The following is a 15,417-nucleotide window of genomic DNA, read 5'->3' as shown; positions in this document are numbered from 1 at the left end:
CTAATTACCGTTTCTTTCGGGACATGAATTGCTTTACTTCATCTCTCGTTATAAAACCAAAACTTAACATGAACAACAGATAGAGAATCGTTAGAATGAAAAGCAGTAATAGAAATGATGGAAGGTTATATAATGAGCTGGCGAATATTCCCTTCAATAGATGCGCAGTAAAAGCTGTTAATCCGAGCAAACCAAGCATTTGGCCGAGTTCCTTCATAGATAGCCGGAAGCCAGCCACACGTGAGAGTGAGATCAAATGCAATAGTGTAATCAAAACAACTGTGACGATCATACTGATAGCCACTCCGATAATGCCAAACTTCGCATTGGAAGCCAATGAGACGAGCAGGATTATTTTCACACCTGCGCCGATGATGGTATTCCACATTGCAGATTTGGCTGCGTCAAGTGCTTGAAGCGCGGTGCTGAGCGGCATTTGGATATACATCATAAGATAAAATGGCGCCATGAGCAGAATGAATCGCTCCGCATTCTCGCTTCCGTACATATAATGGAGGATAGGCCCTGCGAATACAGTCAGAATGACCGTTGCTATTGCACCTGAGGCAAAACTTAGCCGGATTGCCTGGTGTATCCGATAATGGACGAATTGGTGCCGGTTCTGTTCATTTGCCTCGCTGATAGACGGCAGCAGAGCTGTTGCGAGAGAGTTCGTAATAAAAGTAGGTAAAAACAATAGGGGCAGTGCGTAACCAGTAAGTTCTCCGTATTGCCTGGTTGCCATTGCCGTGCCGACTCCGGCCAGGGCGAGACTTTGGGCAGTAAGGATTGGCTCAAGAAAATGGGTGCCGCTGGCAACCAGCCTGCTGCCAGTGGCTGGTAAAGCAATAGAGAATAGACGCTCTAATGTCTGTTTGCCTCCCTTTAGGGCAGTAAAGAAATGAGATCGTATTTTTACGGTCTTTTTTCGTTTGAATTGATAAAACATATAGAGCAATGAAATGAATTCTCCAATGAACACAGAAATCATCGCCCCTAGAGCAGCGAATTCCACTCCATAAGGCAAAAAGAATTTTACGAGAAAGACAGTACAGCTAATCCGGACAATTTGTTCAATCACTTGGGAAAAGCTCTGCGGCTTCATGTTTTGTTTGCCTTGAAAATACCCTCGGAGTACCGCAGCCACTGCCAAGATCGGAATGATGGGTCCGATTGCCAGCAAGGGATAAATAACACGTGCATCTTTCAGCAGTTTATCAGCAAGAAATGGAGCTGCTAAGTAAAGAACTCCAACAAATACAATACTGATACTCAGTGTAACCGTCAGGGAGACGACGACAATTTTTTTGATTTGATCGTTGTCTCCGCGTACATCTGCTTCGGCTACCCGCTTGGAGATAGCGGTCGGTAAACCAAATTGTGTGATAGCTATTGCCAGAAACAATGTCGGCATAGCCATCATGTATAGACCAATCCCTTCTTCTCCCATGACACGTGCAACGACAATCCGGTTCACGAATCCAAGGAAGCGGGTGATCAAGCTGGCAGCAATCAGAATGAGTGCCCCTTTTAGGAAAGTCTGCTTTGTCACATCGACAACCTGCCTTCTCAAATGTTAGTTTTTCGGCTACAATTAAATGTATGCATGAGATATGGCCAAGCATGACTAGCCTGTACAGAACAAGGCAAGTTGTTTTAGGAGGTAGAAACGTGTACGAAACAAAGACAGTGAACGAGTGGAAGTCGGAAGTGATGCCTGCAGTGATCAGCAAGAAGGAAGAATTTCACCTGCTTGGCTATGATAAAGCGTCTGCTGCGGATATTTGGAGCTGTATGGAGAAAAAGGTTTGGAAGAAAGAGAATGATCAGCCAAAACGTCTATATGAAGTAGTCGCTGATATCATGCAGCTGAATGTATCGGTTTATATGGGATACTTGACAATGTCAGTATACGAGGAAGATGAGGATCTGATGGCATCTATCGCAGCGATCAATGGTCTATCCTGATCAGGGTGAAGTTGACAGTGCTGTATCATGTTCTCTATACTATGTGAGTATTTGACGGACAAGCACAGCATGTACATACATGTAATGGTATTGCAGACAACATCTGCAGCATATTAGGTTTCCGTTTGAACGGAAAATGGGAGGCAGTTGCATCATGGTGAAAAGAGGCAGAATTGTTGCCTTCTTCTTGATCGTCCTATTACTTTTGGGAGCGATGGGAACGACGATTAAAGGAATCGCAAATGATTTAAACTTAGGACTCGATCTGCAGGGCGGATTCGAAGTACTATATGAAGTTAGTCCGCTGGAAGAAGGGGACGAAGTGAATACGGCAACGCTGAATGCCACAGCGCAGGCATTGAACGAGCGTGTCGATTCCTTGGGTGTCAGTGAAACAAGCATTGATATCGAGCAGCCGAACCGTATTCGCGTCCAGCTTGCTGGTGTGAAGGACCAGGAACAGGCTCGTGAAATGCTATCGACTACTGCGAATCTATCATTTCGTGATACAGAAGATAAAGAGTATCTGAATGGTACAGATATCGAGGCAGGCAGTGCGAAACAGGCGTTCGACCCGCAAACGAATCAGCCGCTTGTCACGGTCGATATGAAAGACGCTTCTAAATTCGGTGAAGTGACGAGTGAACTTTCTCAGCGTGCATTCCCGGAAAACCGTCTGGTCATTTGGCTGGATTATGAGGATGGGGACTCTTATGAAGAGGAAGCACAAAAGCCTGAGGATGAACAAAAATTCATCTCTGCTCCTGCAGTTTCTCAGACTATCAATAGTAAGTCGGTTCAGATCGAAGGTAACTTCACAGTAGAAAGTGCGCAGGAACTTGCGGATCTGCTGAATGCTGGCTCACTTCCTGTGAAGATGGATGAAGTGTATTCCAACTCAGTAGGAGCTCAATTCGGGCAGGAAGCACTTGACCAGACAATGCTTGCAGGCTATATTGCATTCGCTCTTATTCTGCTGTTCATGATCGTCTATTACAGACTTCCAGGTTTGATTGCATCCATCACATTGGCAGTTTTTGCTTATCTAAACATTCTTGTATTTGATTTATTAGGCGTTGTTCTGACGCTTCCAGGAATTGCAGCATTAATTTTGGGTATAGGAATGGCAGTAGATGCCAACATCATCACATATGAACGGATTAAAGATGAACTGAAAACAGGCAAGTCACTCAAAGCTGCCTATAAAGCTGGTAACAAGAACTCATTGGCAACAATTACCGATGCCAACTTGACTACGATGATTGCGGGTATCGTTCTATTCATCTTCGGAACGAGCTCCATCAAAGGTTTCGCAACGACGTTGATCATCAGTATTCTATTGAGCTTCTTCACCGCTGTTTATGGATCACGTGCTTTGCTTAGTTTGATGGTGAAAAGCCGTGCATTCGATAAAAAGCCAGGCTGGTTCGGTGTATCGAAGAAAAATATCCGCAAACTGAATGACAAAGAAGAGCGTGAAGTCACTTTCTACGGTTTGAAACTGAACCTAGTGAAACACAGAAAAGTGTATTTCGCTTTCTCTATCGCCCTTACGATTGCCGGGATCATCTGCTTGAGTGCATTCAAGCTGAATCTTGGTATCGACTTTACGAGCGGGTCACGTGTGGAATTCGATTCCAACCAAGCTTTGACAACAGAACAGGTAGAGCAGAAGTTTGATGACTTCGGCTTTGAGTCGAGAGAAACACAGCTTTCAGCTGATGGCAAACACGCCTCTGTCCGACTTGATGATACACTCACAAAAAATCAAGAGAACGAATTGAAGAGCAGCATCCAGGATGAATACGGAGATGCACCGAGCATCAGTACCGTATCTCCTGTAATTGGAAAAGAACTAGCAAAAAATGCATTGTATGCTGTCATATTCGCTTCAATAGGTATCGTGCTGTATGCCACGATCCGATTCGAGTTTAGATTTGCTGCAACAGCTATCCTGGCCTTACTGCATGATGCCTTCTTTATTCTGGCAGTATTCAGTATTACAAGGCTGGAATTCGACATTACGATCATTGCGGCAATTCTGACGATCATTGGTTATTCCATCAACGATACGATAGTTACCTTTGACCGGATCAAAGAAAATATCCGGATCAAACGGAAAGTCAAAACGTTCGATGAGCTGGCCAAGATTGTGAATGACAGCTTGTTACAGACACTTGTGCGAAGTGTGAACACAGTATTGACAGTCATCGTCGCAGCGATCATTCTTTGGATCTTCGGTGCGGCATCAATCGCTAACTTCTCCATTGCGCTTATAATTGGTTTAGCAGCGGGGACATACTCATCCCTGTTCCTTGCTTCGCAGCTGTGGCTCGTATGGCGCGGCAAAAATATTGAAAAAAATCCAATCATCCATGAAGAGAAAAAGAAAGTGGAAGGACCTCAAGTCTGATTGGAGGACCCCCGTAGTAAATACGGGGGTTATTTTTTTTGAAATAGGGAATGTAAAGAGTAGCCGCATTAGAAAGGAGCCAGCAAATGAAGGCACAATGGTATATCATTCTAGCAGTCATCTTTGCAGTACTTATTGCAGTATTCGCAGTTATCAACGTAGACAGCGTGCAGGTGGACTATTTATTCGGAACAGGTTCCGCCCCGCTAATCCTGATCATTCTGTTCTCCGTTTTGATGGGCGTCTTGATTACAGCATCTGTAGGAGGGTTGCGTATGTTCAAGCTAAATAGGGAAGTACGCGCTTTACGTAAGGATAATGATAAAAAAGCAGCTGAAATAACGGAACTTCAAGAAAAACGTGCGGAACAGGGACATGAAGAATTGGAACGTCCCACGACAAATATTTCCGATCCGACAACGAATACGTATCCAACATCCGAACGGATAAGAGATGAATACAGGCAATAACACATTGCTCCCTTGACCAGGCTCTAGTATAATAGCTTGGTTAGGGGGTCTTTTTTTATGTTGGAAAGCAGAATGAGATGGAAGGATAATAGCAGCAGCCCTTTAGCCTACGAGCCGATGGGCTTAGGTGTTTCTCCGCTTGTGGAGCAGCTGCTCATACAGCGCGGAATTACATCGGTCGAGGCTGCAAAACGGTTCCTTCATCCGTCTCTTGAGGACCTACACAGCCCGGAACTTATTTCTGATATAGATGTTGCAGCGGAACGTATCCATGCTGCAGTGGAGCAGGGTGAAAAAATTCTGGTTTTCGGAGATTATGATGCAGATGGTGTTTCATCCACTGTAGTTTTGTTGGAAGCATTACGGGAACTGGGAGCGGACTGTGATTATTATATTCCGAATCGATTTACAGAAGGGTACGGACCGAACGAGGCAGCTTTCCGAGCTGCTAAGGACAATGGTTATCAGTTGATTGTGACAGTTGATACCGGTATTGCTGCGAACCATGAAGCAAAAGTAGCAAAACAAATCGGAATCGATCTTATCATCACGGATCACCATGAAGTGCAGGAAGCAGTCCCTGAAGCTATCGCAGTTGTACATCCAAAATGCTCGCCAGATTATCCTTTCCATGAGCTCGCAGGAGTAGGTGTCGCTTTTAAGCTGGCACATTATTTACTAGGCTATTTCCCAAAGCAGCTGCTTGATCTTGTTGTGATCGGAACGATTGCTGATTTGGTGCCGCTTGTAGATGAGAACAGGGTGCTGGCTGCAGAAGGATTAAAGGCGATCGCAGCGTCGACGAGGCCTGGAATCCGCGCGCTGAGGGACAGCTGCGGACTGGATGGTGTTGTAACGGAAGAGGATATCGGTTTCAAAATCGGTCCGCGCATCAATGCTGTTGGACGATTGCAGGATGCCGACCTTGCTGTTGAACTGCTGCTTGCAGCTTCGTACGAGGAAGCTGCTGAAATGGCAGAGGAAATACAATCACTCAATACGGAACGACAGAATATCGTGGCTAAAATAGCCAAAGAAGCAGAAGCAATGGTTAGGGAACAGTCTGCTGAAGACAGCAGTCATGTCATCGTCGTTGCCAAAGAAGGCTGGAACGAAGGGGTTCTTGGTATTGTGGCCTCTAAATTGGTGCGTACTTTCGACCGGCCTGCGATAGTGCTTGCGATCCATCCGGAAAAAGGTACGGCAAAAGGGTCTGCCAGAAGCATAGATGCGTTTGATTTATTCCATCATTGCATGCAAGTTCGCGACCACTTCGTCGCTTTTGGCGGACACTCTCAAGCAGCTGGGATGACATTGGAATTGGAACAATTGCCCAAGCTTCGAAAAGCATTGAATCAAATGGCAGCAGAAACGCTCTCTGCGGAAGATTTCAAACAAACGCTTGCCATCGACTTGTCTGTTACCGTCGGTGATGTATCGATCGATTTGATACGGGACATGGCTCAGCTCTCGCCTTTTGGAATGCAAAATCCAAAGCCGCTCGTCAAGCTTACGTCACCAATGCGGGAAGTTAAGCTCATCGGAGCAAATAAAAACCATCTTAAGTTCGTATTCGCAGAAGACAGCGTACAGTTGGATGGTGTATGTTTCGGACAAGGAGAGCTTTATCCATTCCTCACTCCGGCAGATGATTTGGAAGTTGTCGGAGAATTGTCTATCAATGAATGGAACGGAAGACAAAGACCGCAGATTTTGATTGAAGATGTGGCAATCCGCTCTTGGCAGTTATTTGATCATAGAGGCAGCAGACAGCTGCAGAAAGTCGTCCAAATCAAAGACGCAGAAGAGACAGCTGTCGTACGGTTCCGGCCGAATACGGATTTAAGCTGGCTGTCTGATCAAATTCGCGTACTTGATTTTGAAACAGAAGGGCTTGCAAATGCGGCCGGCAATACCAAGGCAGTCATACTCGCTGACCTGCCCCGCCGTTTGGCAGATCTTGCGTATGTCTTGCAGCATATACAGCCAGATTTAATTTATGCTTGTTATGACGTCAAGGAGAATGCCTATCTTCAAGGGTTCCCGGATCGTGACCAATTTAAGATATTTTATGCCCTTGTACTGAAGCAGAAGACAATGCTTTATCGCCAGCTCGAAGATTATCTGAAAAACAGCAGGGGCTGGAGTCCGGAAAGGACCAAGTTTATTTCCGACGTGTTTTTTGAGCTGGAATTTGTTAAACTAGATAAGGATCAAATTTCAATCAGCCCAAATCCTTCCAAACGTGATCTGGCTGACTCCGAGGTCTACCAGGGATTGAAGGAAGCGATAGAAGTAGAGAAGATCTTATATTATTCCGGCTATAAAGAATTGAAAGCGTGGCTGGAGCGCGTACTTGAACGCGGGGAAGTTATCGAGGAGGAAGCAGTAAATGGATTATAAAAAATATATCACAGTCGTAGAGGACTGGCCGAAACCGGGTATCCGATTCAAAGATATCACTACTTTGATGGATAATGGTCCGGCTTATAAATCAGCGGTAAATGAAATCGTGGAATTCGCTAAGGATAAAGATGTGGACTTGATCGTCGGTCCTGAAGCTCGCGGCTTCATCGTTGGCTGCCCAGTATCTTATGCATTGGATATCGGCTTTGCCCCTGTCCGCAAAGAAGGCAAGCTTCCTCGTGAAGTAATCAAAGTCGCTTATGGACTTGAATACGGCGAGAATGTTTTGACAATCCATAAAGATGCAATCAAACCAGGACAGCGCGTCCTCATCACGGACGACCTGCTTGCAACTGGCGGTACAATCGAAGCAACAATCAAGCTTGTTGAAGAATTAGGCGGCATTGTTGTCGGATGTGCGTTCTTCGTAGAACTGTCATATCTGGACGGCAGAGATAAGCTTGATGGTTACGATGTACTTACACTGACTAGCTACGAATAATATCGAACATAACTGGAGTGCCCTTTTTCGGGGCACTCTTTGTTTCATTTTAAGAAACAGATACTTGTCGAATAGATTGGATATTTGTTAAGCTTATAAAAATAACATGTGACAGTTTAGAACCCTCGTCGCTTATGCAGACGATGAGAAGGAGTTTAGCTAAAGAGATGCCAAAGGAAAAAGTTCTCACGGCCGAAGAGGTCATTCAAGAAGCAGCCCGATATCTGTCGGACGAGCATATAGATTTTATCCGGAGAGCGTATGAGTTCGCCGAAAAAGCGCATGAAGGACAATTCCGCCGTTCCGGTGAAGCTTACATTATCCATCCTGTACAAGTGGCGGGAATCTTAGTTCATCTTGAACTCGATGCTGAAACAATTGCAGGCGGCTTCCTGCACGATGTAGTGGAGGATACACCGGTTACGGTCGAAGAATTGGAAGCGGCCTTCAATGCGGAAGTTGCAATGCTCGTTGATGGTGTTTCCAAGCTTGGGAAAATCAAATATAAGTCAAAACAGGCCCAGCAGGCTGAGAATCACCGGAAGATGTTCGTTGCGATGGCAAAGGATATCCGGGTTATTCTGATCAAGCTGGCTGACCGTTTGCATAATATGCGTACGCTGAAGCATTTGTCACCTGAAAAGCAGCGCCGGATTTCCAATGAGACGCTTGAAATTTTTGCGCCGCTTGCTCACCGGCTGGGGATCAGCACGATCAAGTGGGAACTGGAGGATACGGCACTTCGCTATATGAATCCGCAGCAGTATTACCGAATCGTCCACCTGATGAAGCAAAAGCGCGATGAACGGGAAAGCTACATTGGCGACGTAATGGATCAGATTCGCAGCCAGCTTAGTGATATTCATATCGATGCCGATATATTCGGACGGCCAAAGCATTTGTACAGTATATACCGGAAAATGGAATATCAGCATAAGCAGTTCAATGAAATCTATGACCTGCTTGCGGTTCGAGTCATTGTAAAGAGCATCAAGGACTGTTATGCCGTTCTGGGTGTGATCCATACATGCTGGAAGCCGATGCCTGGCAGATTCAAGGATTATATTGCGATGCCGAAACTCAATTTGTATCAATCATTGCATACGACTGTCATCGGACCAAAAGGCGACCCGCTGGAAGTGCAGATTCGTACAGAAGAAATGCATGAAATCGCAGAATATGGTATCGCAGCCCATTGGGCATATAAAGAAGGCAAACAGCTGAACACGAGCACACAGAAAAAATCATTTGAAGAGAAACTGACATGGTTCCGTGAGATTCTTGATTTCCAGAATGAATCGGATAACGCGGAGGAATTCATGGAATCACTTAAGCTCGACCTTTTCAGTGACATGGTTTATGTGTTCACACCAAAAGGCGATGTGATCGAACTTCCTTCGGGTTCTGTTCCGATTGATTTCGCTTACCGAGTCCATACAGAAGTGGGTAACCATACGGTTGGCGCGAAGATTAACGGTAAGATGGAGCCGCTTGAGTATAAACTGAAGAATGGCGATATTGTGGAGATGATGACTTCCAAGCATTCCTATGGACCATCTCAGGACTGGGTCAAGCTTGCCCAGACTACGCATGCTCGCAATAAGATCAAACAGTTCTTCAAGAAACAGCGCCGGGAAGAGAATGTAGCCAAAGGCAAGGAGCTAGTCGAAGAAGAAGTCAAGCAGTCTGGCTTCGATCTGAAGCTTGTATTTACGCCGGACAACCTTCGCAAGGTAGTCGAGAAATTCAACTTCACATCTGAAGAAGATATGTATGCAGCTGTTGGTTACCAAGGTATAACAGCAGCTCAGATTACCACCAGACTTACCGAGAGCCTGCGCCGTCAGTATGAAAAAGAAGAAGTGATGGAGAAGACGATCGAAACAGCGAAGATGGCAAGTGCGTCCAAATCCGCTGCTTCAAGCCGCAAGCGGGATTCCGGGGTACGTGTCGAGGGTGTTGATAATATGCTAGTTCGTCTGTCCAAATGCTGCAATCCGGTACCAGGTGATGAAATTGTCGGCTATATAACGAAGGGAAGAGGCGTTTCTGTCCATCGCAGCGACTGTCCGAATATGCAGACGGAAGATGCTCAAACACGTAAGCTTCAAGTCGATTGGGAAAACAATGCAACCATTTCGAAGCAGTATCATGTAGACTTGGAGATTACTGCTTTTGACAGACATGGATTGATGAATGAAGTGCTGCAGGCAGTCAATGAGACGCGAACACAGATTACTGCTGTCGACGGAAAATCCGACCGGAATAAACTAGCAACAATCCACCTGACCATCTTGATTCACAATATCGGTCATCTTCGGAAAATCGTAGAGCGGATCAAGCAAATCAAAGATATTTATACAGTTACAAGAATGCTGCAATAGAGAAATGAGGCGCAAGACATGAAAGTAGTAGCACAGCTTGCCAAGGAAGCCAGCGTCACTGTGCGTGAAGAGGTTATCGGAAAAATCGGAAAAGGCTTTATGCTGCTTGTGGGCATCACACATGATGATATGGAAGCGGATCTTGACTATATCGTAAATAAACTGATTCACCTTCGCGTATTTGAAGATGCTGATGGGAAGATGAATGAGTCACTCCTTCAAATCGGCGGGGAAGTACTGTCGATATCCCAATTCACTTTGTATGCTGATACGCGGAAGGGACGCCGCCCGAGCTTCACTGACGCTGCTAAGCCGGATATTGCCATTAAGCTTTACGAACAATTCAACCAAAAGCTCATGGAAGCAGGCATTCATGTGGAAACTGGGGAATTCGGTGCGCATATGGACGTACAGCTGATCAATGAAGGACCGATTACCATTATCCTGGACAGCGCAGATCGACCGAACAAGGAAGCATAGAGCTTTCTTGTTTTTTTTGTATAAAAAAGGCTTGAACCGAGAATACTAGTTGAGAAAAAATCCGAAAAGGTGTGATCAGCTTGCGAAGCAGTAATGCGCAGCAGCATGTATTCGCCGCAGCCCGGCTCGATGCTGTCCGGCTTCGGGGTGAGCCAGCTTCTATGAAGGATGATCTGTTTATACCCGACTGCACAGGATTACCTAACAGCATCGAACGAAAAAAATTACAAGAACGGCTAAAACAATCTTGACAATCTTTCTTACAAACATGTACTATTATTACAATCTAAAGAAACCGGAAATCCGATGAGGGAAAGAGTAAGTCGAAATCACTGTGATCAGAGATCAGGCGTCATTGGCTGTAAGCGCCTGGCACAGCTTCGAACTGAAAGACATTCCTTAGGATCACTGTCGAACAACGCAGTAGACAGTGACGTAGCAGGCGTTAACTGACCAAGGTGGGATACAGCTGTATCCAACTAGGGTGGCAACGCGGGAAAAACTCCCGTCCCTTGTGTTATAAGGGACGGGGGTTTTTTGTCGTTATTTTTAGGAATCCGGGGATTGGGTCATTAGTCGAGGAGGTTATCACATGGATATGAAAGCGCCAAGAGGTACACAGGATATCTTGCCTGGTACATCAGAAAAGTGGCAGTATGCAGAAAAAGTACTGACAGATCTGGCAAGCAGATTCAATTACAAGGAAATAAGGGTGCCGATTTTTGAACACACAGAGTTGTTCCTTCGCGGTGTAGGGGAAACAACTGATATCGTACAGAAAGAAATGTACACATTTAAGGATAAAGGCGACCGCAGCTTGACGCTTAGACCAGAAGGAACGGCTTCTGTCGTCCGCGCATATGTACAAAACAAGCTTTATGGTCAGCCAGAGCAGCCGACAAAACTGTTCTATTATGGACCGATGTTCCGTTATGAGCGACCGCAGCAAGGACGCATGCGTCAGTTCGTTCAGTTCGGAGTTGAGGCATTGGGAAGTGAAGATCCGGCAATCGATGCAGAAGTAATCAGCTTGGCAATGAGCGGCTATCAGCAATTGGGCTTGAAATCATTGAAACTGATCATCAATACGCTAGGAGATAAAGAAAGCCGCGAAGCACACCGGAAAGCTCTGATCGATCACTTCACACCTGTCAAAGATGAGCTATGTGCTGACTGTCAGAACCGTCTGGAAAAGAACCCGTTGCGCATACTTGATTGTAAGAAGGATCGGGAGCACCCGAAAGTGAAGAGCGCACCATCCATCCATGATTACCTTAATGATGAATCCAAAGCATACTTCGACGCTGTTAAAGCGAATCTGGATGCAATCGGTATTCCGTATGTAGTAGATCCGAATCTTGTCAGAGGCCTGGATTATTACAATCACACAGCATTTGAAATCATGAGTGACGCGGAAGGTTTTGGTGCTCTTACAACACTTACAGGCGGCGGACGCTACAACGGTCTTGTCGAAGAAGTTGGCGGACCATCTACACCAGGTATCGGTTTCGCATTGAGCATTGAACGTTTATTGTTTGCGTTAGAAGCAGAAGGTATCGAATTGCCTGTTAAAACTGGAACGGACGTGTATGTCGTAGCACTTGGTGACGAAGCTGTCCAACAAGCAGCAGCGAGGCTGACATATCAGCTGCGTTTAGCTGGAGTGACTGCAGATAAGGACTACCTTGGCAAGAAAATGAAGGGCCAATTCAAGGCTGCCGATCGCCAGCAGGCGAAATTCGTAGTTGTCCTCGGTGAAGATGAGCTGGCAAAAGGTGTTATCTCCTTACGTAATATGCAAGATGGACAGCAGAACGAAGTAGCAATCAAGGAAGCTGTTGAGACGATCAAACAACAGCTGGATGGAGGAAAAGCGGATGAGTGAAAGACAAAAGGCTGGCCTGCTGCGAACGAGCCATGCAGGTGAAACAGTAACAATCAAAGGCTGGGTTCAGAAACGCCGTGATTTAGGCGGACTGATTTTTGCTGATATCCGGGATCGTTCCGGAATCGTGCAAGTCGTTTTCAATCCTGATGTATCCAAAGAAGCACTCGAAACTGCTGAGCAAATCCGCTCTGAATTCGTCGTCAGTGTGACTGGTAAAGTTGTGGAGCGCGAAGAAGCAACTAAAAACCAGAACATGGCTACTGGTGAAGTTGAAGTTGTCGCAGAAGAAATCAGCATTTTGAACAAAGCGAAGAGCCCAGCATTCCAAATCGAGGATGATGTAGATGCATCTGAAGATGTCCGCTTGAAGTACCGCTATCTCGATTTGCGCAGAAAGCCGCTGCAGGAGACATTCCGTCTTCGCCATCAGGCAACACAAGCGATCAGAAACTTCTTGAACGAAGAAGAATTTTACGAGATGGAAACGCCGATGCTGACGAAAAGCACACCAGAAGGAGCGCGCGACTATCTTGTACCAAGCCGTGTGCATCCAGGTGAGTTTTATGCACTTCCGCAATCTCCTCAGCTTTTCAAACAGCTGCTGATGATTTCAGGTTTCGAAAAGTATTACCAGATTGCTCGCTGTTTCCGCGATGAAGATTTGCGCGCAGACCGTCAGCCAGAGTTCACTCAAATCGATATCGAGACTAGTTTCATGTCCACTGAAGAGATCATCGGTATGACAGAACGCATGATGAAGCGCGTAATGAAAGAAGTGAAGGACGTTGAGGTTCAAGTGCCATTCCCGCGCTTGCCTTATGCAGAAGCAATGGAACGCTTCGGTTCCGATAAGCCGGACACACGTTTTGAACTTGAATTGGTAGATGTGAGGCAAGCAGTGAAAACTGCCGACTTCAAAGTATTCCAGGATGCGATTCAAAACGGCGGCCGCGTCAGCGCAATTAACGTCAAAGGACAGGCTTCCAACTTCTCTCGCAAGGATATTGACGCACTAACTGATTTTGTTAAGATTTACGGAGCAAAAGGTCTTGCATGGGTCAAGACAGAAGAAGATGGCAGCTTGAAAGGGCCAATTGCGAAATTCCTTGATGAAACTGTCCAAGGCCAGCTGAAGGACGTTCTTTCTGCTGAAGCAGGTGACTTGCTGGTATTCGTTGCAGATAAGACAAAAGTGGTCTTTGATAGCCTAGGAGCATTGCGTAATAAATTAGGTCGCGAGCTTGAACTTATCGATGAATCGAAATTCAACTTCCTATGGGTGACAGATTGGCCTTTGTTCGAATACGACGAAGAAGAAGGCCGCTATTATGCAGCCCATCATCCATTCACGATGCCGGCAGCAGCGGATATCGACAAGCTGGAAACAGATCCTGCTTCTGTCAAAGCGGAAGCATATGACATTGTCCTCAATGGCTATGAGCTGGGAGGCGGTTCGCAGCGTATCTACCAAATGGATCTGCAAAACCGGATGTTCGAGGTTCTTGGCTTTACGAAAGAAGAGGCACAGGAGCAATTTGGCTTCCTATTGGATGCATTGGAATCAGGAGCTCCTCCGCACGGTGGAATTGCACTTGGTTATGATCGTTTCATCATGCTGCTGTCCAACAGCACTAATCTTCGGGATACCATTCTATTCCCGAAAACAGCGTCTGCGACGGATCCATTGACAGATGCGCCGGATCCAGTAAGCAAAAAGCAGCTGGATGAGCTGTATTTGGATATCCAGAAAAAATCGGGGCAGGAAGCATAATAAAGAGAGTTAGCAGTTGAAAACTCTGTTTATCCATGCTAATATAGTTCCATAATCAAATAGCAATCCTGATGTGTACGTTCTTCATATGTTTTGACCGATTACAATGAAGTACGGGAGCCCGAAAGTCTTCATGCGGCATGCAAGCCTCCATAGAGTGGACGCATAAAGTGTGAATCAGGGCACCCACCTGCGGAGAGCGGGTTCAAAACTTCAATAGGACGGCACGATCGGGATTGCTATTTTCCGTTTAAAATGAACAAAGCAGCACACACCCTAATGGGGTATGTGCTGCTTTTTATTTAGCAACTTGTTCCAGGTTTCCGTTTTTGTCCATCCGAAAAGCCGGAGGAGCAAAAGCATCTTGGTCATCGAAGATAACCATTTTCCTGGCACGATCCATGATTTGGATAAGCACCTGATAATCTGCTTTCATCGTTTTCAGCTGATTTTTCAAGCTCTCGCATTCTTCTGTAAGCTTTTCATTTACTTGACGGAGATTATGGTTCTCCGCTTCCAGCTGGTGTATGGTATGCCGGCTTGTTTCACTAGTTTGATAACCTTGCTCCAAAGATTGCAAATAGCCGATTACTTGAGACAGATTCAGTTCAGCCGTTTGCTCGCTGCTGTCATTCTCTGTTTCGGTATGTTCACCGACTATGAATGTCTCTTGTGCAATTTCTGCTTCGAAGCGGGCTGTTTCTTCATCCATTGTAATTGGGAAAGCTTGTTGTGTGTCCATCACGGACATCACCGGTACTGGCTGATGAACAGGTGCAGCAGCTGGCTTTTGTGCTCTTTGTTCTGCACGCTTTTTCTCTTTGCGCTGGCGCTTGGCAATGGCAACGGCCTGTTCGTAGCGATTGCGGATTTCTGCGTTCCATCGGAAACCGCAAGCTGCTGAGGTGCGATTCAGTTTGTCACCTACTTCATCGAAGGCTCTCAGCTGCGTGCTTCCTTCACGAATATGCCGAAGTACGGTTTCGGCGAGCAGTAAGTCGTCTTCATGACTCCATGCATCTTGTCTTACTTTAACCATATGGGCTAACACTCCATTTCTTATCTGTTAATCTACAAACATAGAAAGTAATAAAAACTGTTAGCCACATTGTTGCCGCAGACTGCTGCTCGTATA

The 15,417-nt window shown here is 45.8% G+C and carries 12 protein-coding genes, 1 other RNA gene and 1 other annotated feature; of the genes, 11 read left to right on the top strand and 2 right to left on the bottom strand.

Annotated features, from left to right (window positions below):
* Window positions 1-4 precede the first annotated feature (4 nt).
* The gene (gene spoVB / locus SFC25_RS05805; protein WP_411214363.1) at window positions 5-1,552 is read right to left on the bottom strand and encodes a stage V sporulation protein B; all 1,548 of its coding nucleotides are present in this window, start codon (window positions 1,550-1,552) and stop codon (window positions 5-7) included.
* A 119-nt stretch (window positions 1,553-1,671) separates the two neighbouring features.
* Between spoVB and SFC25_RS05800 the strand changes: the two genes are divergently transcribed.
* The 11 genes from SFC25_RS05800 (at window position 1,672) to ssrS (ending at window position 14,523) form a co-directional block, all read left to right on the top strand.
* Window positions 1,672-1,968: a post-transcriptional regulator gene (locus SFC25_RS05800; RefSeq protein ID WP_411214362.1), complete on the top strand. Its 297-nt coding sequence runs from the start codon at window positions 1,672-1,674 to the stop codon at window positions 1,966-1,968.
* Between the two features lie 154 nt (window positions 1,969-2,122).
* On the top strand, window positions 2,123-4,381 hold the full coding sequence (secDF, locus tag SFC25_RS05795; protein WP_411214361.1) for a protein translocase subunit SecDF: 2,259 nt from the start codon (window positions 2,123-2,125) through the stop codon (window positions 4,379-4,381).
* An 86-nt stretch (window positions 4,382-4,467) separates the two neighbouring features.
* Window positions 4,468-4,851 carry a LapA family protein gene (locus SFC25_RS05790; RefSeq protein WP_411214360.1) on the top strand — a complete coding sequence of 128 codons (384 nt, stop codon included), beginning with the start codon at window positions 4,468-4,470 and terminating at the stop codon, window positions 4,849-4,851.
* A 57-nt stretch (window positions 4,852-4,908) separates the two neighbouring features.
* Complete coding sequence (recJ, locus tag SFC25_RS05785; protein WP_411214359.1) at window positions 4,909-7,254, top strand: single-stranded-DNA-specific exonuclease RecJ; 2,346 nt, start codon at window positions 4,909-4,911, stop codon at window positions 7,252-7,254.
* Window positions 7,244-7,759 (top strand): adenine phosphoribosyltransferase, encoded by a 516-nt coding sequence (locus SFC25_RS05780; RefSeq protein ID WP_411214358.1) that lies wholly within the window; start codon window positions 7,244-7,246, stop codon window positions 7,757-7,759. Before recJ ends, SFC25_RS05780 begins: the two co-directional genes overlap by 11 nt.
* A gap of 167 nt (window positions 7,760-7,926) precedes the next feature.
* Window positions 7,927-10,143: a RelA/SpoT family protein gene (locus tag SFC25_RS05775; protein WP_411214357.1), complete on the top strand. Its 2,217-nt coding sequence runs from the start codon at window positions 7,927-7,929 to the stop codon at window positions 10,141-10,143.
* An 18-nt stretch (window positions 10,144-10,161) separates the two neighbouring features.
* The gene (gene dtd, locus SFC25_RS05770; RefSeq protein ID WP_411214356.1) at window positions 10,162-10,623 is read left to right on the top strand and encodes a D-aminoacyl-tRNA deacylase; all 462 of its coding nucleotides are present in this window, start codon (window positions 10,162-10,164) and stop codon (window positions 10,621-10,623) included.
* Between the two features lie 80 nt (window positions 10,624-10,703).
* Window positions 10,704-10,874: a hypothetical protein gene (locus tag SFC25_RS05765; RefSeq protein WP_411214355.1), complete on the top strand. Its 171-nt coding sequence runs from the start codon at window positions 10,704-10,706 to the stop codon at window positions 10,872-10,874.
* 46 nt (window positions 10,875-10,920) lie between these two features.
* Window positions 10,921-11,139 (top strand) — a binding site (T-box leader).
* A gap of 76 nt (window positions 11,140-11,215) precedes the next feature.
* A complete protein-coding gene (gene hisS, locus SFC25_RS05760) occupies window positions 11,216-12,508 on the top strand; it encodes a histidine--tRNA ligase (RefSeq protein ID WP_411214354.1) in 1,293 nt (430 codons plus the stop codon).
* On the top strand, window positions 12,501-14,282 hold the full coding sequence (aspS, locus tag SFC25_RS05755; protein WP_411214353.1) for an aspartate--tRNA ligase: 1,782 nt from the start codon (window positions 12,501-12,503) through the stop codon (window positions 14,280-14,282). Before hisS ends, aspS begins: the two co-directional genes overlap by 8 nt.
* A 62-nt stretch (window positions 14,283-14,344) precedes the next feature.
* A non-coding RNA gene (gene ssrS / locus SFC25_RS05750) (6S RNA) lies at window positions 14,345-14,523 on the top strand.
* 57 nt (window positions 14,524-14,580) lie between these two features.
* On the opposite strand, the gene SFC25_RS05745 is transcribed toward ssrS, so the two are convergent.
* Window positions 14,581-15,321 carry an RsfA family transcriptional regulator gene (locus SFC25_RS05745; protein WP_374076723.1) on the bottom strand — a complete coding sequence of 247 codons (741 nt, stop codon included), beginning with the start codon at window positions 15,319-15,321 and terminating at the stop codon, window positions 14,581-14,583.
* Window positions 15,322-15,417 lie beyond the last annotated feature (96 nt).

Origin of the sequence: Terribacillus saccharophilus (genome assembly GCF_046592595.1) — a bacterium.
Taxonomy (GTDB): domain Bacteria; phylum Bacillota; class Bacilli; order Bacillales; family Amphibacillaceae; genus Terribacillus; species Terribacillus saccharophilus_C.
The sequence above is the reverse complement of the archived record's forward strand: the minus strand, read 5'-3'. Positions and strand labels throughout refer to the sequence as shown.